This is a genomic window from Actinomadura sp. BRA 177 (assembly GCF_013372625.1).
GTDB lineage: Bacteria > Actinomycetota > Actinomycetes > Streptosporangiales > Streptosporangiaceae > Spirillospora.
Genome location: NZ_JABXFD010000197.1, coordinates 23,444 through 47,378, shown reverse-complemented (window position 1 = coordinate 47,378; position 23,935 = coordinate 23,444). Strand labels below are relative to the sequence as shown.

Sequence of the window (23,935 nt, the reverse complement as noted above, 5' to 3'; positions counted from 1 at the left end):
GCGGACGGCCACCGCATCGGTCACGGTGTCCTCGTCCAGGACGTGCAGCTCACCGCCGCAGGTCAGGCTGGCGAACACCACGGTGTTGCCCAGGTCGGTCACCTGCGCCTGCAACACCGCGAACCGGCCACCAGCCGAGCCGAATCCCACCCGGCCCGGAACACTCGCCACGTAATTGGTCAGGCCGGCGTGCGTGACCGCGACACCCTTCGGACGGCCCGTCGAACCCGACGTGTACATCACATACGCCGTCTGCTCGGGTGTCAGGCTCAACTCAGGTGCCGATTCGGGCTGCATCTGCAACTGCATCGCCATCAGCTGGTCGTCCAGCGCCACCCAGCGGTGACGGCCCGCAGGAAGATCCTCCAGAACCTCCTCGCTGGTCAGGGTCAGGACCGCGCCGCTGTCAGACACCACGAACGCCACCCGATCAGCAGGCTGAGCGGGATCGATCGGCACATACGCCGCGCCCGCCTTCCACACCCCGACAATCGCGGTGATCATCTCGATCCCGCGCGGCAGGCAGACGCCCACCACCGACTCAGCACCAACGCCCTGGCTGCGCAGCCAGTTCGCGAGTCGATTCGCACGCGCGTCCAGCTCCGCATACGAGAGCCGTTCGTCACCGGAGATCACCGCCACCGCATCGGGTGTACGAGCAGCCTGCGCCGCGAACATCTCCGGCACCGACAACACCGGCACCTCAGCCGCAGTGTCGTTCCACTCCACCAGCACCTTGCGGCGCTCGGCCTCGCCGAGCACGTCCACCGCGCTCACTCGCAGCGACGGATCGTCCGCCAGCACCGACAGCACGCGGATGAAAGCGTCCGCGAGCCGTTCGGCCGTCGCGGCGTTGAACACGTCGGTGGCGGCGATCAGCGAGCCGTGGACGCCCGCCGGCCGGTCCTCGGGGTCGAAGAATTCCGTGACGTTGACGTCCAGGTCGAACCTGGCCGCCGCGGCTCCCGGCGGCGTCGCGCCGGTCGGTGTCGCGCCCGCGCGGAGTGCGGGGAGGTCGAGTGTGGCCTGCGCGTTGTTCTGCAGGACCAGCATCACCTGGAAGAGCGGCTGCCGGGCCAGCGAACGCACCGGAGCGAGTTCCTCCACCAGCCGCTCGAACGGCACGTCCTGATGCGCGAACGCCTCCAGGCTCGTCTCCCGCACACGTCCCAGCAACTCGGCGAACGTCGGGTCACCGGACAGGTCGCTGCGGATCACCAGCGTGTTGACGAAGAATCCGACGAGGTCGTCGAGTGCCTCGTCCAGGCGTCCGGCGACCGACGAGCCGATCGGGATGTCGCGGCCCGCGCCGAACCCGGACAGGGTCACCGCGAGCGCGGCCTGCAGCAGCATGAACACCGTCACGCCTTCGGCGCGCGCGACGTCCCGGAGCCGCTCGTGGACGTCGGCCGGAAGCCGCAGCGGTGTCCGGTGTCCCCGGTGTGAGGCGACGTCCGGGCGCGGGCGGGTGAAGGGAAGCGCCAGTTCTTCCGGGGCGCCCGCGAGTCGGTCGCGCCAGTACGTCACCTGGCGTGCCAGCACGCTGTCCGCGTTATTTTCGTCGCCGAGGAGGTCGCGCTGCCAGAGCGCGTAGTCGGCGTACTGCACCGGCAGCGGTGCCCACTCCGGCGCCCGGCCTGCACAGCGCGCCGCGTAGGCCGCCGATACGTCGCGGGCCAGGGGCTCCATCGACCATGCGTCGCTCGCAATGTGGTGGACGACCAGGACGAGGACGTGCTCGTCCGGCGCGGCGGCGAAGAGCCACGCCTTGATCGGCGGTTCGATCGCGAAGTCGAAGGCGTAGCGGCTCGCTTCGGCGACCGCGTCCGGCAGGGCCTCCAGGGTGACGTCGGCGGCCGTCACCTCCCATGGCAGGTCAGCGAGATCCATCGCGTGCTGGTAGGGCTCGCCGTCCGCTACCGGGAACACCGTGCGGAGGACCTCGTGGCGCTCCAGCACGTCCCGGAAGGCGGCTTCGAGGGCGGTCCGGTCCAGTTCGCCGGTGAGCCGCACCACGATCGGGCTGTTGTAGGTGGCGCTCGGTCCTTCCAGCTGTCCGATGAACCACAGGCGCCGCTGCGCGAACGACAGCGGGACGTGCGGCGGGCGCACCGCCGGGACCAGTTCGGGACGGGCCGCACCCGTCCCGGCCAGTCTCGTCGCCAGGGCCGCCACGGTCGGGGCCTCGAACAGTGCCCGGAGCGGCATCTCGACGCCCATGGCCGCGCGGATCCGGCTCACGAGGCGCATGGCGAGCAGCGAGTGCCCGCCGAGTGCGAAGAAGTCGTCGTCCACCCCGACCGATTCCAGGCCGAGCACTTCGGCGAAGGACCGGCAGAGGATCTCCTCCTGGGCGGTGACCGGTCCGCGCCCGGCACCGGCCGTGCGGCCGGGGGCGGGCAGGGCGGCGCGGTCGAGTTTGCCGTTGGCGTTGAGCGGCAGCGCCGCCAAGGTGACGAACGCCGACGGAACCATGTAGTGCGGCAGGCGGCCGGTGGCGAATTCGCGCAGTTCGGCCGGCAGCTCCGGGTTCCCGTCGGGGTCGGCGGGGACCACGTAGGCGACGAGGCGCCTGTCTCCCGGGACGTCCTCGCGCGCGAGGACGGCCGACTGGGCGACGCCCGGGTGCGCGGCCAGCACCGTCTGCACCTCGCCCGGCTCCACCCGGAATCCGCGGATCTTCACCTGCTGGTCGGCGCGGCCCGCGAACACGAGTTGCCCGTCGGGCGTCCAGCGCGCCAGGTCTCCAGTGCGATACATCCGCCTGCCGGCGCCGGCGAACGGGGACGCCACGAACCGTTCCGCGGTCAGGGCCGGGCGGTTCAGGTAGCCGCGGGCCACCTGTTCGCCGGCGATGTACAGTTCGCCGGCCACTCCCGCCGGGACGGGACGCAGTCCGCCGTCCAGCACGTACAGGGACGTGTTGCGGATGGGCGCCCCCATCGGCACGGCCGGCTCGGAGCCGTCCACGCGGCCGGTCGTCACCATCACGGTGGCCTCGGTGGGGCCGTAGGTGTTGACGAGGGTGCGGCCGCGCGCCCATGCCCGCGCCTGCGCACGGTCGATCGGCTCCGCGCCGACCAGGACGGTCGCCAGGCCGGGCAGTTCGGCGGGGTCGAGCGCGGCCAGCAGGGACGGCACCACGCTCGTCGCCGTGACGCCCGTCTCGTCCATCATGCTGGTCAGCAGGGAGGCGTCTGCGCGTTCGGCCGCCGACGCCACCACCAGCGTGCCGCCCGCGACGAGTGTCGTCGCGACGTCCAGCACGGAGGCGTCGAAGCCGAAGGAGGCGAACTGCAGCACCCGCGCCCCGGGTCCGGCGCCAAGCACCGGGCCGAGCGTGGTCGCGAGGTTGACCAGGCCGCCGTGGGTCGCCGCGACACCCTTCGGGCGGCCCGTCGAACCCGACGTGTAGATCACGTAGGCGGCTTGCTCGGGTGCGAACCGGACGTCCGGTGCCGTCTCGGCGGCGTAGGCGAGCCGCGGGTCGTCCATGTCCAGGGCCAGGACGCCCGCGTGGCCGGCCGCCGTGTCGCCACGGGTGATGACGAGGCCGGCGCCGCTGTCGGCCAGCATGAACTCCAGGCGTTCCGCCGGATACTCCGGATCGAGCGGCACGTACGCGGCGCCCGCCTTCCACACTCCGAGGATCGCGGTGATCATGTCGATGCCGCGCGGCAGGCACACGCCCACCACCGACTCCGCGCCCGCGCCGCGCTCCCGCAGCACGTTCGCCAGCCGGTTCGCGCGTGCGTCCAGCTCGGCGTAGGACAGCCGCGCGCCGTCGGCGATGACCGCGATCGCGTCGGGGGTGCGCGCAGCCTGGGCCGCGAACAGGTCGGGGACGAACCCGTCCGGCACCCGTCCCGCCGTGTCGTTCCAGCCGCGGACGACCCGGTCGAGTTCGGCGCCGTCGAGGACCTCCACCGTCTGCAAGGACGCGTCCGGGGCGGTGTCCAGGGCGGACACCAGATTGCCGACGCACGTGTGCACCAGCCGGCACAGCGCCGCCGCGTCGGCGGGGGCGACCGCGTCCACGGTGAGGCCGAAACCGGTGCCCCGGTCCTCGACCGCCACGGCCACCGGATAGTTGGTGGCCTCACTCGCCGACACGGTGCTGATGCCGGTGATGTCCTGCTTGGTCGCCGCCTGCGCCGACGCGGCCGGTGCCTGGCTGTGCCGGTAGTTGAGGATGGAGGTGAACAGTGGGCTGCCGGAGGGGACTCCGGCGGCTTGTTGCGCCAGGGTCAGTGGTGCGTGTTCGTGGACGAGGAGTTCGGCGAGCTGGTCGCGGACTGCGGTCAGTGCCCGGGCGACGGGGGTGTGGGCGGTGCGGACGCGGACCGGGAGGGTGTTGATGAACAAGCCCGGGACGCGGTCGGCTCCGGCGCCGGCGTTCATCCGGCCGAACAGCACCGTCCCGAACACGACATCGTCGCGTCCGCTCAGCGTGGCCAGGACGCGGGCCCAGGCCAGGTGGAAGATGGTGGCCGCGCTCACGCCCAGCGTCCGCGCCGCCTCCCGCACCTGACCGGCGATGTCCTCATCGACCGGTAGGTGCGCGCGCTGCACTCCGCTGCCGTCGCCGCGCACCTCCAGCAGCCCGTAGGGCGCCGTGGTCTCCTCCACATCCCCCAGCAGGGTCGTGAAGTAGTCCTCGTGCTCGATGCGGGAGACACCCAGGCGGGACTGCGCCACGAAAGCGCGGAACGGCAGCGGGATTGGAAGTGAATCCTCGTCGCCGGCCAAGATCGCGGCCAACTCCTCGATGAGGACGTCCTGGGTCGTGTGGTCCTGCACCAAGTGATGGATGCGCAGCAGCGCGAGCCATTGGCCGGAGCCCGGCTCGGCGGCGTAATGGACGTCGAGCAGCGGGGCCCGTCCCAGGTCCATGGGCGAACCCGTCACGTCGTCCAGTTGTTCGACTTGCGCCACTGGGAGCGCGGCCCGGCGTGTGACGACCTGGACGGGTTCGCTCAACCCTTCCCAGACGATCGCGGTGCGGTAGATGTCGTGCCGGTCGATGATGCGCTGCAACGCCGCCAGGAACCCGTCCAGCCGGTCACGGGAATCGAACCGCAGGACCTGCGAGACCACATAGGCGTCCTGACCGCCCTCAGCCATCAGATGATGGAAGAACAGACCCTCCTGGAGCGGCGCCAGCGGATACACGTCCGCGACGTTGGCCGCGCCGCCGTCGACGGCCACGACGATCTGCTCGACCTCCGTCTCCGACAGGTCGACGAGGGGAAGCATCTCCGGGGTGATCTCGGCCGCGTCCGCCGGGATGCCGTTGGGCGGGACGATGACCTCGGCCGGGCCGCCCGCCACCGCTGCCAGACCCGCCGGAGTGGGCGTCTGGAACAACGCCCGCACCGACACCGACACACCACGGCGACGCAGCAACTCCACCATCCGCACCGCCAGCAGCGAATGGCCGCCGAGCCGGAAGAAGTCGTCCTCGACACCGACCGTTTCCAGGCCGAGGACCTCGGCGAACGCCCCGCACACCACCTCCTCACGCACGCTGGAGGGCGCCCGGCCAGCGCCCACCACGTAGTCCGGGGCAGGCAGGGCGGCACGGTCGAGCTTGCCACTGTTGTTCAACGGCAACGCATCCAGGACGACGAACGCCGACGGCACCATGTACTGCGGCAGCCGCTCGGCCGCCACCTCACGCAACCGCTCAACGTCCGGGTCATCCCCAGCCGGCACGACATACGCGACCAGATGTTGGTCTCGCGCGACCACTGCTACCTGCGCGACTTGGGGGGCGGTGGCCAGCACCGTCTCGATCTCTCCCGGTTCGATGCGGAAGCCGCGGATCTTCACCTGATCGTCGGCACGACCCGCGAAGATCAGCTCGCCCTCGGGCGTCCAGCGCGCCAGGTCACCCGTCCGATACATGCGCTCACCGGCACCCCCAAAGGGGCACGCCACGAACCTTTCGGCGGTCTGGGCGGGACGGTTCAGGTATCCGCGCGCCAGCCCGGCCCCGGCCACATACAGTTCTCCGGTCACCCCCACTGGTACCGGGCGCAGGTGGTCGTCCAGCACGTAGGTGCGGGTGTTGGCGATCGGGGCGCCGATCGGCACGTCCGGCGCATCGGGCCTGGCCCGCCAGAACGTGGCGTCCACGGTCGTCTCGGTCGGGCCGTAGGTGTTGAACAGGACTCGGCCACGCGACCAGCGAGCGGCCACTTCCGGCGGGCACGCCTCGCCGCCGACCTCCAGGACGACCCGCTCGGGAATCTCGTCCTCCCGGAGCGCCGCCAGCAGCGCGGGCGGCAACGACGCATGTGTGATGTCCCGGCCGGCGATGAACTCAGCCAGTCCTTCGCCCAGCCGGGCCTCGTCCGGGACCGTGACGAGCGCGGCTCCCGAGGTCAGCGCGACCGCCCACTCCAGGCAGAAGACGTCGAAGCCCGCCGACGCGAACTGCGCGACCCGGGATCCGGGTCCGGTCTCGAAGCGGGCGCGGCCCGCCGCCACCGTGTTCGCGAAACCGGCGTGCGGGAGCACGACGCCCTTGGGCCGGCCCGTCGACCCGGACGTGTAGACCACATACGCCGGGTGCTCGCCCCGCACCGGCTCCGGCCGGGAGCCCGTCTCGGCGGGGAGGGAGGCCGAGTCGATGTTCAGCACCGGAACGGCGAATCCGCTGACGGAGTCCGCCCCGGCCGTGTTCGTGATCAGGAGACGGGGGTTCGCGTCGTCCAGGACGAACGCGAGCCGTTCCACCGGCTGTGCGAGGTCGAGCGCCAGATATGCGCCGCCGGCCTTCAGCACGCCCAGCACGGCGACCATCAGGCTGACGCCCCGGTCCATCGCGATCGCGACCACCGACCCGGGGCCGGCGCCGTGGGCGGCCAGTGCCCCGGCGAGGCGGTTCGCGCGCGCGTCCAGGTCCGCGTACGTGATCTCGACGCCGTCGGCGATGACCGCGACCGCGTTTGGTGTCCGATCCGCTTGGGCCTCGAGCTGGCCCACCACCGGCGTCTGCGGCACGTCCGCCTCGGTGTCGTTCCACTCGACCAGGATCTTGCGGCGCTCTGCCGGGTCCAGGACGTCGAGTGAACCGACGCGGGCGGACGGGTCGGCGGCCAGGGCTGACAGTGTCCGCGTCCAGATGCCGGCGATCCGCTCGGCGGTCCGCGCGTCGAACACGTCGGCCGCCGCGATCACCGACCCGCGCACCCCGGCCGGGACGCCGTCGGCGTCGAAGACCTCCGTGGCGGTGACATCGAGATCGAACTTCGACGTCGGCGTCCCGGCGGACATGCCGGCGGCGTCGAGCCCCGGCATGGCCAGTTCGGCGGGACCGGCGTTCTGCAGCGTCAGCATCACCTGGAACAACGGGTGGCGCGCCAGGGACCGGGCCGGTGCCAGTTCCTCCACGAGCCGCTCGAATGGGACGTCCTGGTGCTCGAACGCGTGCAGGGTCGTCTCGCGGACGCGGTCGAGCAGCTCGGTGAACGTCGGGTCGCCGGTCAGGTCGGTCCTGATCACCAGTGTGTTGACGAAGAACCCGATCAGGCCGTCGAGCGCCTCGTCCAAGCGGCCCGCGACCGCCGAGCCGATCGGGACGTCCGCGCCGGCGCCGAGCCGCGACAGACTCACCGCGAGCGCCGCCTGCAGGGCCATGAACACCGTCACGCCCTCGGCCCGCGCGATCTCACGCAACCGTGCGTGCAGGTCCGCTGGAAGTTCCAGCGGCACCCGGTGTCCCCGGGACGAGGCCACCGCCGGACGCGGCCGGTCGAACGGCAGCGCCAGCTCTTCCGGCGCCCCGGTCAGGGTTTCACGCCAGTACGCCACCTGACGGGCCAGCAGGCTGCCGGGCTCGTCCTCATCGCCCAGTAGGTCGCGCTGCCACAGCGCATAGTCCGCGTACTGAACGGGCAGCGGAGACCACTCCGGCGCCTGACCCTCGCAGCGGGCGGCGTACGCCACCGACACGTCACGCGCGAGCGGGCCGATCGACCAGCCGTCACTTGCGATGTGGTGCACGACCAGCACCAGCACATGCTCGTCCGGTCCGACGGCAAACAGCTCGACCTTGATCGGCAACTCCGCCGCCAAGTCGAAGACATGACCGCTCGCCCCGGCCACGACCGCCGGCAACCCTTCCGCCGTGACATCGGTGACCGTGAGGTTCCATGCGAGGTCTTCAAGGTCGATGAGCTGCTGGAATGGCTCGCCATCCGCCATCGGGAACACCGTCCGCAGCACCTCGTGCCGCCCTAGAACGTCCCGGAACGCCGCCGCCAGGGCACCCTGGTCCAGATCACCGTTCAGACGCAGCGCCAGCGCGATGTTGTAGGCGTCCGACCTCTCCAGCTGCGCCAGGAACCACAGCCGCCGCTGCGCATACGACAGCGGTACCCGCTCCGGGCGGGACGTCGCCGGGGTCAGTGCCGTCCGCGCCGCGTCCGCCTCCGTGAGGCGCGCCGCGAGACCGGCCACGGTCGGCGCCTCGAACAGCGCCCGCAGCGGAACCTCCACCCCCAGCACCGAGCGGACCCGGCTCACCAGGCGCGTCGCCAGCAGCGAATGGCCGCCGAGCGCGAAGAAGTCGTCGTCCACCCCGGCGGACGGCAGGTTGAGGACGTCCGCGAACAGCTGGCAGAGGATCTCCTCCCGCACGGAGACGGGGACGCGTCCCGCACCCGTCTTCTGCTCGGGGGCGGGCAGGGCCTCGCGGTCGAGTTTGTCGTTGGCGTTCAGCGGCAGGGCGTCCAAGGACACGAAGGCCGAGGGCACCATGTAGCCGGGTAGCCGGTCGCCGGCGAACCGCCGCAGCTCGGCCTCGCCCGCGTCGCCGACGACATAGGCGACCAGGCGTTTCTCCCCCGGCACGTCCTCGCGGACGATGACGGCGGCCTGCGCGACGCGCGAGTGGGAGGCGAGGACGGCCCGCACTTCCCCCGGCTCCACCCGGAACCCGCGGATCTTCACCTGGTCGTCGGCGCGGCCCGCGAACACCAGATCCCCACCGGCCGTCCACCGGACGAGGTCACCCGTGCGGTACATCCGTTCGCCGGCGCCGCCGAACGGGCACGCGACGAACCGCTCACCGGTCAGCGCCGCCCGCCCGACGTAGCCGCGTGCCAGCTGGTCACCGGCGATGTAGAGCTCACCCGCCACGCCGACCGGGACGGGCCGCAACGCCTCATCGAGAACGAACACGCGGGTGTTGGGGCCCGGCCCGCCCATCGGCACGGCGGGTTCCGTCCCGTCGACGGGGGCGGTCGTCACGATGACGGTCGCCTCGGTCGGCCCGTAGGCGTTCACCAGCGACCGGCCCCGCGCCCACGCCCGCACCAGCGGGAGGCTGATCGGTTCCGAACCGACCACCATCCGCCGCACGCCGGGCAGGTCGTCCGGGTCCAGCACGGCGAGGAGCGACGGCACCACGCTGGCCGCCTCGATCCCGGTCCGGCGGATCAGGTCGGCCAGCAGCGCGGTGTCGGCCCGTTCCTCCGCCGACGCGATCACCAGGGCGGCGCCGGACGACAGCGCCACGGCCACGTCCAGCACCGAGGCGTCGAAGTTGAACGAGGCGAACTGCAGCAGCCGCACCCCGGGCCCGGCGCCGAGGCGCGGGCCCAGCGCCGCGATCAGGTTGACCAGGCCGCCGTGCGTGGACGTCACCCCCTTCGGGCGTCCCGTCGAACCGGACGTGTAGATCACGTAGGCGCCCTGGTCGGGCCGCACGGCCGCCCCCAGCGCGTCGCCGGCAGCGCGGCCAGCCGCTCCATGACCTGCGGGTCTCCCAGATCGAGCACCCGCACTCCGGCCAGCGCGAACGCCGCGTCGCCGCGGCCGACCACGATCCGGGCGCCGCTGTCGGCGAGCATGTACTCCAGGCGTTCGGCCGGGTGCGCCTGGTCCAGCGGCACGTACGCCGCCCCGGTCTTCCACACGGCGACGATCGCGGCGACCATCTCGGCGCCGCGCGGCAGGCACAGGCCGACGACGGACTCGGCGGCGGCGCCCTCGGCGCGCAGGAGGCCGGCGAGGCGGTTCGCGCGCGCTTCCAGTTCCCCGTAGGTCACCTCATCGTCGCCGGCGATCAGCGCCACCGCGTCGGGTGTCCGGGCGGCCAGCGCCTCGAACCGCCGCACGACCGGCTCGCGCGGCACGTCCAGCGCGGTGTCGTTCCACTCGGCCAGCAGCCGGTGCCGTTCGGCCGGGTCGAGGATCTCCAGGTCGCGCACGCGCGCGTGCGGGGTGTCGGCCACCTGCGCCAGCACCCGCGTCCAGGTGTCCGCGATCCGGGCGGCGGTCGGCGCGTCGAACAGGTCGGCGGCGGCCGTCAGCGCGCCGCGCAGGCCCGCCGGGGCACCCGCGGGGTCGAAGACCTCGGCGGCGCTGACGTCCAGGTCGAACTTCGCCGTGGGTTCCCCGCCGGACGCGCCGGACACGGTCAGCCCGTCCAGCGTCAGCTCGGCCTGCCCGGTGTTCTGCAGCGTCAGCATCACCTGGAAGAGCGGGTGCCGGGCCAGCGAACGGACCGGGGCTACTTCCTCCACGAGCCGTTCGAACGGGAGGTCCTGGTGCTCGAACGCGTCGAGGTTCGCCTCCCGGACCCGGTCCAGCACGTCCGCGAACGTCGGGTCGCCGGACAGGTCGCCGCGGATCACCAGCGTGTTCACGAACAGCCCGACGAGGCCGCGCAGGTCCCGGTCAGTGCGTCCGGCGACCGCCGAGCCGATCGGGACGTCGGTGCCCGCGCCCAGCCGCGACAGTGTCACCGCGAACGCGGCCTGCAGCACCATGAACAGGCTCATGCGCCGCTCGCGGGCGACCCCGGCGAGCCTCGCGTGGACATCGGCGGGGACGTCCAACTCGACCTGGTGCCCGCGATAGGACGGCGCCGCCGGACGCGGCCGGTCGAACGGCAGCCCCAGTTCCTCCGGTACCCCCGCCAGCGCCGTGCGCCAGTACTCAAGCTGTTGCGCGAGCACGCCGTCGGGGTCGTCCTCGTCGCCGAGCAGTTCCCGCTGCCACAGCGTGTAGTCGGCGTACTGGACGGGCAGCGGCTCCCACTCCGGTGCCCGGCCCGCGCAGCGCGCCCCGTAGGCCGCCGAAAGGTCGCGCGCCAGCGGGCCGGCGGACCAGCCGTCCCAAGCGATGTGATGCACCAGGACGACGAGGACGTGCTCGTCGCGGCCCTCCGCGAACAGCCACGCCTTCACCGGGATCCCGGCGGACAGGTCGAACGTGTGCCGCAACACCCGCGCCACGGCCGCCCGCCGCTCCTCTGGCGCGACGTCGGCGACGGTCAGCTCGAAGCCCGTCCCGTCGGCGGGCAGGACCCGCTGGTACGGTTCGCCGCCGTGCTCGGGGAAGACCGTGCGCAGGACCTCATGCCGTTCGAGGACGTCCCGGAACGCCGCCGCGAGCGCCTCCCGGTCCAGCGCCCCCGTGAGCCGCAGGACGACGGGATTGTTGTAGGTGGTGCTCGGGCCCTCCAGCTGCGCCATGAACCACAGCCGGCGCTGGGCGAACGAGAGCGGGATCATCTAGGACTCCTCCTGCCTGCGCATGGACCGCAGCGCGGGCCTGGGCTTTCGGGCACTACCGTGTTCTGCGAGCCAGGCGGCGAGCCCGGCCGGTGTGGGGGTGGTGAAGACCGCGCGGACGGGCAGCTCCGCGCCCAGCTCCGCCCGGACCTCGCCGGCGAGCCGGACGGCGAGCAGCGAATGCCCGCCGAGTTCGAAGAAGTCGTCGTCGGCGCCGACGCCCGGTCGGCCGAGCAGCTCGGCGAAGGCCCGGCACAGGACCTCCTCCCTGCGCCCGGACGGCGGTCGGCCGCTCCCCGGTGCGGCGCCATCCGGTGCGGGGAGCACGGCGCGGTCGAGCTTGCCGTTCGCGGTGAGCGGGAGCGCGGCCAGGACGATCACGGCTGCGGGCACCATGTAGTGCGGCAGCCGCTGCGCGGTGAACTCGCGGAGGCCGGGCGGGAGCGTCTCGCCGTCCGGGACGATGTAGGCGACGAGGCGGTGGTCGCCTGGGACGTCCTCGCGGACGATGACCGCTGCTTGGGCGACCAGCGGGTGGGCGGCCAGGACGGCCTGCACTTCGCCCGGCTCGATCCGGAAACCGCGGATCTTCACCTGATCGTCGGTACGGCCCGCGTAGACGAGACGGCCGTCCGCCGTCCAGCGGGCCAGGTCTCCGGTGCGATACATGCGCTCACCCGCGCCGCCGGCTGCGAACGGGCACGCCACGAACCGTTCGGCGGTCAGGCCCGGCCGGCCGAGGTAGCCGCGCGCCAAGCCGGGGCCCGCCACGTAAAGCTCACCGGTCACGCCATCGGGCACCGGGCGCAGCCGCTCATCCAGGACGAACACCCGCGTGTTGGCGATCGGGCCACCGATGTCCGGCTCGTCCCCTGGATTCAGTGGGGCCGACATCGCGGCGCACACCGTCGTCTCGGTCGGGCCGTATACATTCACGAAACGGCGGCCGGGCGCCCAGCGCGCCACCTGCTCGGCGCTCAGCGCCTCCCCCGCCGACATCAGTGATGTCACCGGTGCCAGGTCCGGTGGTTCGAGCATCGCCAGCACGGCGGGCGGCAGCTTCGCGTGCGTCACGCCGTGCCGTGCCACGACCTCGGCCAGTCCCGCGCCCGGCAGCAGTTCCGAGGAGTCGGCCAGGACCAGCCGCGCCCCGGACGCCAGCGTCACCAGCACCTCGGTCACGGACGCGTCGAAGCTCATCGACGCGAACTGCAGCATCCGGCTGCCTCCGTCGAGGGCGAACCGTTCCGCCTGGGCGGCCACCAGGCTCGCCAGCCCGGCATGCGACACCGCCACGCCCTTCGGCCGTCCGGTGGAACCCGACGTGTAGATGACGTAGGCCAGTTGCGTCGGGGATACATCGATCCGCGGTGACCGGTCCGGCGTGGGGGCCGCTTGGAGGTCGTCCAGGTTCAGCAGCGGAATCGCGGACGTCTCCGGTGCCGTGCCGCCGCGTACGATCACCAGTCGCGCGCCGCTGTCGGCGAGCATGTAGTCCAGCCGGCCGGCCGGATAGGCGGGGTCGAGCGGCAGATACGCCGCGCCCGCCTTCCACACGGCGAGCACCGTCGTGATCATGTCGATGCCGCGCGGCAGGCGGACGCCCACGACCGATTCGGCGCCCACCCCGAGGTCGAGGAGGTGCCGTGCCAGCAGGTCAGCCCGCGCGTCCAGCTCGGCGTAGGTGACGAGTTCGCCGGCGTATGCCAGCGCGACCGCATCGGGTGTGCGTGCGGCCTGCGCCTCGAACATCCGTGGCGCGGACTCCTGCGGCACGTCCAGTGCGGTGTCGTTCCGGCTCTGCACCAGCCGATCGCGTTCGGCCTTGTCGAAGAGCTCGATCTCGGACAGCGGGCCGTCCGGGTCCTGCTCCAACGCGGTGACGAGGTCGCCGAGGCAGGTGTGCAAGAGCCTGCAGACCGCCATCGCGTCGGCCGGGCCGACCGCGTGGACGGTCAGCGCGAAGCCCGTCTCCACGTCGTCCACGGCGACGGCCACCGGATAGTTCGTGCTCCCCTGGCTCCGGGTCATCACCGTGCTGATGCCCTTGAGCCCGGCTCCGCCGTCCCCGTCAGGGGCAGCGTGGGAACGGCGGCGGTGCCGGTAGTTGAGGAGCGAGGTGAACAGCGGGCTGCCGCCATGGACGCCGGCGGCCTGCTGCGCCAAGGCGAGCGGCGCGTGCTCATGGACGAGCAGCTCGGCCAGCCGGCCGCTCAGATCCTTCAGCGCGTCGCGCACACCGCGCGGTCCGACCCGCACGCGGACGGGCAGCGTGTTGATGAACAGGCCTGGCACGCGGTCGGCTCCCGCGCCGGCGTTCATGCGGCCGAACAGGACCGTGCCGAACACGACGTCGTCGCGTCCGCTCAGGGTCGCGAGGACACGCGCCCACGCCAGGTGGAAGACCGTGGCGGCACTGACGCCCAGCGAACGCGCGACCTCGCGCACCCGATCCCCGATCTCGTCGTCCACCGGCAGCTGCGCCCGCTCGACACCGGTTCCGTCGCCGTGGACGTCGAGGAGCCCGTAGGGGGCTGTGGTCTCGTCCACGTCACCGAGGAGGTCGGCGAAGTAGCGCTCGTGCTCCTCGCGCGTCACACCGAGGCGCGCCTCCGCCACGAAATCGCGGAACGGCAGCGGCTCCGGCAGGGTGTCCTCCCGGCCGGACAGGATCGCGTCCAGCTCGTTCAGCAGGACGTCGTGTGTCGTGTCGTCCAGCACGAGGTGATGGATGCGAAGCAGCGCCTGCCACTCGCCGGTGCCCGGCTCCGGGGCGGTGTGGACGTCGATCAGCGGGGCTCGCCCCACGTCCATCCCCGGAGCGCCGCCGCCGATCGCGTCGAGTGTGACCTCCTCGACCGGCAGCGTCGCGCGGCGCGCCACGACCTGGACGGGCTCGGGCAGCCCGTCCCACACGATCGCCGTGCGGTAGATGTCGTGGCGGTCGATCACCCGTTGCAGGGCGGTGAGGAACGCGTCCAGGCGCTCCCGCGAATCGAACCGGAGGACTCTCGGCGAGGCGTACACGTCCACGCCGCCGTCCGCCTGCAGCAGGTGATGGAAGAAGATGCCCTCCTGGAGCGGCGCCAGCGGATACACGTCCGCGATGTTCGCCGCGCCGCCCTCGGTCGCGGCGACGACCCGCTCGACCTGCTCGGACGACAGGTCGACCAGCGTGAGCATCTCCGGCGTGATGTGATCGGCGCCTTCGGGAATCCGGTTCGGCGGGACCTCCACCCCGGCCCGGCCCGATTCCGTCGCCAGCCCCGCCGGAGTCGGCTTCTCGAACAGCGCCCGGACCGAGACTGAGACGCCGCGTTGGCGCAGCAGTTCCACGAGTCGGACTGCTAGGAGGGAGTGGCCGCCGAGCATGAAGAAGTCGTCCTCGACGCCCACGGTTTCCAGGTTGAGGACTTCGGCGAAGGACTGGCAGAGGATCTCTTCCTGGACGGTCGCCGGAGCACGCCCGCTACCGGTCGATGCGGAGGTGTAGTCGGGTGCGGGCAGGACCTTGCGGTCGAGCTTGCCGTTGGACGCCAGCGGCAGCGCCTCCATCACGACGACGGCCGAAGGCACCATGTAGTCCGGCAACCTCCCGGCGGCGAACTCCCGGATGGCGGCCGGATCGACCTCGGACGCAGCGACGATGTACGCCACCAGGGTTTCCTCACGGGCGACCACAGCGGCCTGCTCAACCTGCGGATGCGCGGTCAGCACCGCCTCAACCTCGCCCGGCTCCACCCGGAATCCGCGGATCTTGACCTGCTGGTCGGCGCGGCCGGCGAACACCAGGTTTCCGTCCGGGGTCCAGCGCGCCAGGTCTCCGGTGCGGTACATCCGCTCGCTCGCGCCGCCGAAGGGGCAGGCCACGAACCGCTCAGCGGTCAGACCTGGTCGACCCACATAGCCGCGTGCCAACTGGTCACCGGCAATGTACAGCTCACCAGCAACTCCGACCGGCACGGGCTGCAGGTGATCGTCCAGCACATACAGGCGGGTATTGGCCACGGGCGCACCGATCGGCACGCTCCCCGACTCCACCAGCTCGCGGGTCAGGCGTGTGGTCGCGACGCCGATCGTGGCCTCGGTCGGGCCGTAGTGATTGAAGACATCCTGCTCGCCCGCAGCCAGCAGGTCAGTCACCAGCTCCGGAGAGGCCGCCTCGCCGCCGAGCACCAGTGCTCGGCTCGGCACCACACCGCCCAGCGCGGCGATGTGCGAGGGCACAGCCTTGAGGTAATCGATCTGGTGCTCGGCCAGATAAGCGCGAACGGCCACCGCATCGGTCACGGTGTCCTCGTCCAGGACATGCAGTTCACCACCGGACGTCAGGCTGGCGAACACCACGGTGTTGCCCAGGTCGGTCACCTGCGCCTGCAACACCGCGAACCGCCCACCATCCGAGCCGAACCCCACCCGACCCGGAACACTCGCCACATAGTTCGCCAAGCCGGCATGCGTTACCGCAACACCCTTCGGACGACCCGTCGAACCCGACGTGAACATCACATACGCCGCCTGGCCTGGAGCTATCTCCACCTCGGGCGCGGTCTCGGCCTGCATGTCCAGTTGCATCGCCATCAGCTCGTCGTCCAGCGCGACCAGCCGATGACGGCCCGCAGGAAGGTCCTCCAGAACCTCCTCGCTCGTGAGGGTCAGGACCGCGCCGCTGTCGGACAGCACGAACGCCACCCGATCGGCAGGCTGCGCCGGATCGATCGGCACGTAAGCCGCGCCAGCCTTCCACACACCCACGATCGCGCTGATCATCTCGGCGCCACGCGGCAGGCACACGCCCACCACCGACTCCGCGGCCACACCCTGAGCCCGCAGAAAATGCGCCAGCCGATTCGCCCGCGCGTCCAACTCCGCAAACGACAGCCGCTCACCACCGGCGACCACCGCCACCGCATCGGGCGTACGAACAGCCTGCGCAGCGAACATCTCCGGAACCAGCGCCCCCGGCACCTCGGCCGCAGTGTCGTTCCACTCCACCAGCACCCTGCGGCGCTCGGCCTCGCCCAGGACATCCACCGCGTTCACCCGCAGCGACGGGTCGTCCACCAGAGCGCGCAGCACCCGCACGAACGAAGCGGCCATCCGCTCGACCGATGCGCGTTCGAACAGGTCGACCGCGCCGGTGATCATGCCGCCGATGCCGGCGGGTGCGCCTTCGGCGTCGAACCTCTCCCCCACGAGCACCGACAGGTCGAACTTGGCTCCGGCCCTGCCCATCGAGGACGTGCTCGCCCGGATGCCGGACACCTCCGGGGCGGCTTCGCCGGCTCCCACGGCGTCCTGCATGGTCAGGATGACCTGGAACAGCGGCTGGCGGCCCAGCGAACGGGCCGGGGCCAGTTCCTCCACGAGCCGCTCGAACGGCACGTCCTGGTGGGCGAACGCGCGCAGGCTCGTGTCCCGGACGCGGCCCAGCAGTTCGGTGAACGTGGGGTCGCCGGACAGGTCGCCGCGGATCACCAGGGTGTTGACGAAGCAGCCGATCAGGTCGTCCAGCGCCTCGTCGTTTCGGCCCGCCACGGCCGAGCCGATCGGGACATCCTTGCCCGCGCCGAGCCGCGACAGCAGCGTCGCCAGTCCGGCCTGCAGGACCATGAACACCGTCACGCCCTCGGCGCGCGCCACCTCCCGGAGCCGGGCGTGCACGCCGGCGGGCAGTTCGACCGGCACCTGGTGTCCCTGGTGCGAGGCCACGGCGGGGCGAGGACGGTCGGCGGGCAACGCCAGCTCTTCCGGCGCCCCGGCCAGTTCATCGCGCCAGTACGCCACCTGCCGGGACAGGACGCTGCCCGGATCGTCGTCGTCTCCCAGTAGCTCACGCTGCCAGAGCGCGTAGTCGGCGTACTGCACCGGCAGCGGCGTCCATTCCGGTGCCCGGCCGTCGCGGCGTGCCATGTAGGCGGAGGCCAGGTCGCGTTCGAGCGGGCCGCTCGACCAGCCGTCGCTCGCGATGTGGTGGACGACGAGCGCCAGCACATGCTCGTCCGGACCCGTTTCGAACAGCCACGCCCTGACCGGCACTTCGACGGCGAAGTCGAAGGTGTGGCGGGCGGCGTCCGCCACGGCGCCGGGCAGTTCACGGGCGGTCACCTTGGTCACCGGCAGCGCGAACCCGGTCTCCTCCAGCGGGAGGATCCGCTGGTAGGGCTCGCCGTCGGCGACCGGGAAGACCGTCCGCAGCACCTCGTGGCGCTCCAGCACGTCCCGCAGCGCGTCCTCGAGCGCTCGCAGGTTCAGGTCGCCGGACAGCCGCAGCACGACCGGGCTGTTGTAGGTCGCGCTCGGCCCTTCGAGCTGGGCCAGGAACCACAGCCGACGCTGCGCGAACGACAACGGCACCCGGTCCGGGCGCGCTCCCGGTTCGAGCGCCGCACGCGCGTGGTCCGCGTCGGCTAGATGCGCCGACAGCCCCGCCACCGTCGGGGCCTCGAAGAGCGCCCGGAGCGGCACCTCGGCGCCGAGGACGGTACGGACCCGGCTGACCAGGCGCATCGCGAGCAGCGAATGCCCGCCGAGGGCGAAGAAGTCGTCGTCGATCCCGACGGACGGCAGGCCCAGCACGCCCGCGAAGAGCTGGCACAAGATCTCGTCCTGCGGGGTGAGCGGCCCCCGGCCGGTGCCGGTGACGCGGTCGGGTTCGGGCAGCGCGGCGCGGTCCAGTTTCCCGTTGGGCGTCAGCGGCAGGGCGAGCAGGGGCACGATCGCGGGGGGCACCATGTGGCCGGGAAGCCGTTCCGCCGCGAACGCGCGCACCTCGTCGGCGAGGCCGTCCGGTGGGACGTCCGGTCCGGGGACGATATAGGCGGCGAGGCGCGTGTCGCCTGGCGCGTCGGCGCGGGCGATCACCGCGGCTTGGGCGATCCGCGGGTGGGCGGTCAGCACGGCCTCGATCTCGCCCGGCTCGATGCGGAACCCGCGGATCTTCACCTGGTCGTCGGCCCGGCCCACGTACTCCAGTTCGCCGTCCCGGCGCCACCGCACCACGTCGCCGGTCCGGTACATCCGCTCACCGGCACCGTTGAAGGGGCACGCGACGAACCGTTCGGCAGTCAGCGCGGGACGGCCCAGGTAGCCGCGTGCCAGTTGCGCGCCAGCGACATATAGTTCGCCGGCCACTCCGGTGGGGACGGGCGCGAGACCGGCGTCCAGCACGAACACCCGGGTGTTCGGCGCCGGCCGTCCGATCGCCACTCCGGCGCCGTTCACGTCCGCGGCGGTGATCCCGGACGCCGGGGTGATGGAGTGCGTCACGCACCCGACCGTCGCCTCGGTGGGCCCGTACTCGTTCACCACCGTGGCGGCGGGGTTGCCGTGGCGCCACCGCTCGACCAGGCCGGCGGGCAGCGCCTCGCCGCCCAGCACCAGGTCGCCCGACATGCCCCGGGCGAGGTCGGACACGGCCGCCAGGTGGCTCGGGGTGACCTTCAGGAACGTGCAGGCGTGTTCGCCGGAGAGCGCGTCGCGGACGTCCGCGGCCTCGGTCATTCCGACGACGCGGACGCTGCCGCCGACCGTCAGCGGGCCGAGCAGCGACGTCACCGTCAGGTCGAACGTCACCGGCGAGTGCAGGGCCGCCACCCCGCGCAGCCCCGGGTACTCGTCGCCGCACCACCCCAGGTAGGCGGCGGCGCTGCGCTGCGAGACCAGCACGCCCTTGGGGCGCCCCGTCGACCCGGACGTGTAGATGAGGTAGGCCGGGTGGTCCGCGTGGACGGTGCCGGTGCGGTCGGTGTCGGTGAGGTCGTGGCCGGGGAGTTCGGCGAGGCGATCCGCGGTGGAGGGGTCCCCGAGGAGGAGGTGCGGGACGCCGGTCAGGGACGGCCGGGCCTCATCGGTGATCAGGAGGGCGGGGGCCGCGTCCGCGAGCAGGAACGCGAGGCGGTCGGCGGGCTGGTCGGTGTCGACGGGCATGTAGGCGGCGCCCGCCTTGAGGACGCCGAGGACGGCCACGACCAGGTCGCCGGACCGAGGCAGTGCCAGGCCGACGAGCTGTTCGGGTCCCACCCCGTGGGCGGCCAGCAGCCGCGCGAGCCGGTTCGCCCGCTCGTTCAACTCGGCGTAGGACAGCGCCGATCCGGCGGACAGCACGGCGGGCTCGTCCGGTGTCCGGGCGGCCTGAACCTCGATCATGGCGGCGGGCGTCAGCGGCGGCACGTCGGCGGCGGTGTCGTTCACGCCCTGGATGAGCCGGTCCCATTCGGCCTTGTCGAGGACGTCGACCAGGCTCATCCGCAGGTCCGGGTCGTCCTCCAGCGCCGACACCAGGTTGCCGAGGCACGTGTGCAGCATCCGGCACACGGCCGAACCGTCGATGTCGCTCACCGCGTCGACGGTCAGCCCGAATCCGCTCCCCAGGTCCTCCACCGAGACGGCGACCGGGTAACTGGTGGTCTCCCTGGCGAATATCGTCCTGGCGCCCTGCAGCGCGGTTCCGGTTCCGGGGTCCGGCGCCGTCCTCTGAACGCCGGCGTGCCGGTAGTTGAGGATGGAGGTGAACAGTGGGCTGCCGGACGGGACTCCGGCGGCTTGCTGCGCCAGGGTCAGGGGTGCGTGTTCGTGGACGAGGAGTTCGGCGAGTTGGTCGCGGACTGCGGTCAGTGCCCGGGCGATGGGGGTGTGGGCGGTACGGACACGGACCGGGAGGGTGTTGATGAACAAGCCCGGGACGCGGTCGGCTCCGGCGCCGGCGTTCATCCGGCCGAACAACACCGTCCCGAACACGACATCGTCGCGTCCGCTCAACGTGGCCAAGACGCGCGCCCAAGCCAGGTGGAAGATCGTGGCCGCACTCACGCCCAGCGTCCGCGCCGCCTCCCGCACCTGACCGGCGATATCGTCATCGACCGGCAGATGCGCGCGATGCACCCCGCTGCCGTCACCGCGCACCTCCAGCAGCCCGTAAGGCGCCGTGGTCTCCTCCACGTCCCCTAGCAGGGCGGTGAAGTAGTCCTCGTGCTCGATGCGGGAGACACCCAGACGGGACTGCGCCACGAAATCACGGAACGGCAGCGGGGTTGGTAGTGAGTCCTCGTCGCCGGCCAAGATCGCGGCCAGCTCCTCGATGAGGACGTCCCGCGTTGTGTGGTCCTGCACCAGGTGATGCATGCGCAGCAGCGCGAGCGAACCGCTCTGGTCAGTGCAATGGTGAACGTCGATCAGCGGGGCGCGTCCAACGTCCATTCGCGTCCCCGCCACGGCCAGCAACCGCTCCACCGGGTCGGGGACGTCCGGGTCGAGCATGACCTCCTGGACTGGGAGTACGGCCTGACGTGTGACGACCTGGACCGGTTCGCTCAACCCTTCCCAGACGATCGCGGTGCGGTAGATGTCATGCCGGTCGATGATGCGCTGCAACGCCGCCAAGAACCCGTCCAACCGGTCACGGGAATCGAACCGCAGGACCTGCGAGACCACATAGGCGTCCTGACCACCCTCAGCCATCAGGTGGTGGAAGAACAGACCCTCCTGGAGCGGCGCCAGCGGATACACGTCCGCGATATTGGCCGCGCCGCCGTCGATCGCAGCGACGACCCGCTCGACCTCCGCCTCCGACAGGTCGACGAGGGGCAACATCTCCGGAGTGATGCGGTCGGAGCCCTCCGGAATCCGGTTCGGCGGAAGGACCAACTCGGCCGGGCTGCCTGCCACCGCTGCCAGACCCGCCGGAGTGGGCGTCTGGAACAACGCCCGCACCGACACCGACACACCACGGCGACGCAGCAACTCCACCAGCCGCACCGCCAACAGCGAATGGCCGCCCAGCCGGAAGAAGTCGTCCTCGACACCGACCGTTCCCAGGCCGAGGACCTCGGCGAACGCCCCGCACACCACCTCCTCACGCACGCTCGACGGCGCCCGGCCAGCGCCCACCACGTAGTCCGGGGCAGGCAGCGCGGCACGGTCGAGCTTGCCACTGTTGTTCAACGGCAACGCATCCAGGACGACGAACGCCGACGGCACCATGTACTGCGGCAGCCGCTCGGCCGCCACCTCACGCAACCGCTCAACATCCGGGCCAACCCCGGCCGGCACGACATATGCCACCAGACGCCGGTCACCCGGAACGTCCTCACGCGCGACCACCGCCACCTGCGCCACCTGCGGGTCGGCGGCCAGCACCGCCTGCACCTCGCCAGGCTCCACCCGGAACCCGCGGATCTTCACCTGATCATCGGCGCGGCCCGCGAAGACCAGATCCCCCTCGGGCGTCCAGCGCGACAGGTCACCCGTCCGATACATGCGCTCACCGGCACCCCCGAACGGGCACGCCACGAACCTTTCGGCGGTCAGGCCGGGGCGGCGGACGTAACCGCGGGCCAACTGGGCACCGGCGATGTAGAGCTCACCGGCCACGCCCAGCGGCACCGGCCGGAGGCGGTCGTCGAGGACGAACATCCGCGTGTTGGGCGTCGGCTTACCGATCGGCACGGTCGTCTCGGAGCCGTCCAGGTGACGGGCCGTCACGATGACCGTCGCCTCGGTCGGGCCGTAGGTGGTGACCAGATGCCGATCCGGCGCCCACGCCTGGACCAGCGCCCGGCTGACGGGTTCCGCGCCCACCACGATCCGGGACACTCCGGCGAGGTCGGCGGGGTCCAGCACCTCCAGCAGTGACGGGACCACGCTCGCCGCGCCGATGCCCGTCTCTTCGATCAGCCTCACCAGCAGCGAGGTGTCGGCGCGTTCCTCCGCCGAGGCGACCACCAGGGTGGCGCCGGCCGCCAAGGTCACCGCGACGTCCAGCACCGACGCGTCGAAGCTGAAGGAGGCGAACTGCAATACCCGCACGCCGGGCCCCACGCCCAGCGCCGGGCCCAGGCCGACGGTCAGGTTCACCAGTCCGCCGTGCGTGGCCGCGACACCCTTGGGACGTCCCGTTGAACCCGACGTGTAGATCACATATGCGGTCTGGGCGGGTGTCACCCGCGCGTACAATCCGCCACCGGGCATCTCCGCCAACCGCGGGTCGTCCTGCGTCACGACCTGGGCCTCGGACAGCCCGGCGTGTCCCACCACCAGCCGGGCACCGCTGTCGGCCAGCATGAAGCGCAACCGCTCGTCCGGAAGCGCAGGATCGAGCGGCACATACGCGGCCCCCGCCTTCCAGACGGCCAGGATCGCCGCGACCATCTCGATCCCGCGCGGCAGGCACAGGCCGACCACCGACTCCGCCCGGACGTCTTGGGCGTGAAGGAAGTGCGCCAGCCGATCGGCGCGCGCGTTCAACTCCCCGTAGGAGACCTCGACGCCATCGGCGATCACGGCGACCGCGTCCGGTGTCCGGGCCGCGTGAGCCTCGAACTGCCCCACCACCGAGGCCTGCGGCACGTCCGCTTCGGTGTCGTTCCACTCGACCAGGACCTTGTTGCGTTCTGCCGAGTCCAGCACGTCGGCTGCGCTCACCGGCGCGTCAGGGGCGGCGGACAACGCCGACAGTCCTCGCATCCAGCCACGCGCAATCCGCTCGGCAGTGCCCTCATCGAACACATCGGCTGCCGCGATCATCGACCCGCGCACCCCGGCCGGAGCACCATCGGCGTCGAAGACCTCCGCGACCGTGACATCCAGATCGAACTTGGCCACCGGCTCACCCGCAGAAAGCCCCGACGACTCCAGGCCAGGCAGGACCAGCTCAGCGGGACCGGCATTCTGCAACGTCAACATCACCTGGAACAGCGGATGCCGCGCCAGGGAGCGGGTCGGCGCCAACTCCTCCACCAGCCGCTCGAACGGCACATCCTGATGCTCGAACGCGTGCAGACTCCTCTCCCGGACACGCCCCAGCAGCTCAGCGAAGCTCGGGTCCCCGGACAGGTCGGTCCTGATCACCAGCGTGTTGACGAAGAACCCGACCAGACCGTCCAGCGCCTCATCCAGGCGGCCCGCAACCGCCGAACCGATCGGCACGTCCTCCCCCGCACCGAACCGCGACAAGCCCACCGCAAGCGCCGCCTGCAACACCATGAACACCGTCACACCCTCGGCCCGCGCCACCTCACGCAACCGTGCGTGCAGGTCCGCTGGAAGCTCCACCGGCACCCGATGCCCACGAGACGAAGCCACCACCGGACGCGGACGGTCGAACGGCAACGCCAACTCCTCCGGCGCCCCGGCAAGAGCTCCACGCCAATACGCCACCTGACCCGCCAGCACATCGTCACCGAGCAGGTCGCGCTGCCAGAGCGCATAGTCGGCGTACTGCACCGGCAGCGGCGTCCACTCCGGCACTCGACCTTCGCGGCGGGCGGCATACGCCTCCGACACGTCACGCGCGAGCGGGGCGATCGACCAGCCGTCACCGGCGATGTGATGCACCACCAGCACCAGCACATGCTCGTCCGGTCGGACGGCGAACAGTTCGACCTTGATCGGCAACTCCGCTGCCAGGT

The 23,935-nt window shown here is 71.8% G+C and carries 3 protein-coding genes (2 of these 3 cut by a window edge); all 3 read right to left on the bottom strand.

Features of this window, described 5'->3' with window-relative positions:
* Tightly spaced (each overlapping or abutting the next), the 3 genes in view from HUX53_RS06975 to HUX53_RS06965 form a layout consistent with a single transcriptional unit that may run on beyond the window.
* Positions 1-9,717, bottom strand: partial view of a non-ribosomal peptide synthetase gene (locus HUX53_RS06975; RefSeq protein ID WP_176402340.1) — the 5' end (the start) only. 11,391 nt of this gene lie to the left of the window's left edge; 9,717 of the gene's 21,108 nt are visible here — the first part of the coding sequence; its start codon is at positions 9,715-9,717; its stop codon lies off the left edge, out of view.
* Complete coding sequence (locus HUX53_RS06970) at positions 9,690-11,528, bottom strand: condensation domain-containing protein (RefSeq protein ID WP_176402339.1); 1,839 nt, start codon at positions 11,526-11,528, stop codon at positions 9,690-9,692. Before HUX53_RS06970 ends, HUX53_RS06975 begins: the two co-directional genes overlap by 28 nt.
* Positions 11,529-23,935 carry the 3' portion of a non-ribosomal peptide synthase/polyketide synthase gene (locus HUX53_RS06965; protein WP_176402338.1) on the bottom strand. The gene runs 6,586 nt beyond the window's last position, so only the last 12,407 of its 18,993 coding nucleotides appear in the window; its start codon lies beyond the right edge, outside the window; the stop codon is at positions 11,529-11,531. It abuts the gene before it with no gap.

Excerpts from the sequence above, each read along its gene's own strand:
- HUX53_RS06970 (WP_176402339.1), bottom strand. The coding sequence starts at position 11,528 with ATGATCCCGCTCTCGTTCGCCCAGCGCCGGCTGTGGTTCATGGCGCAG.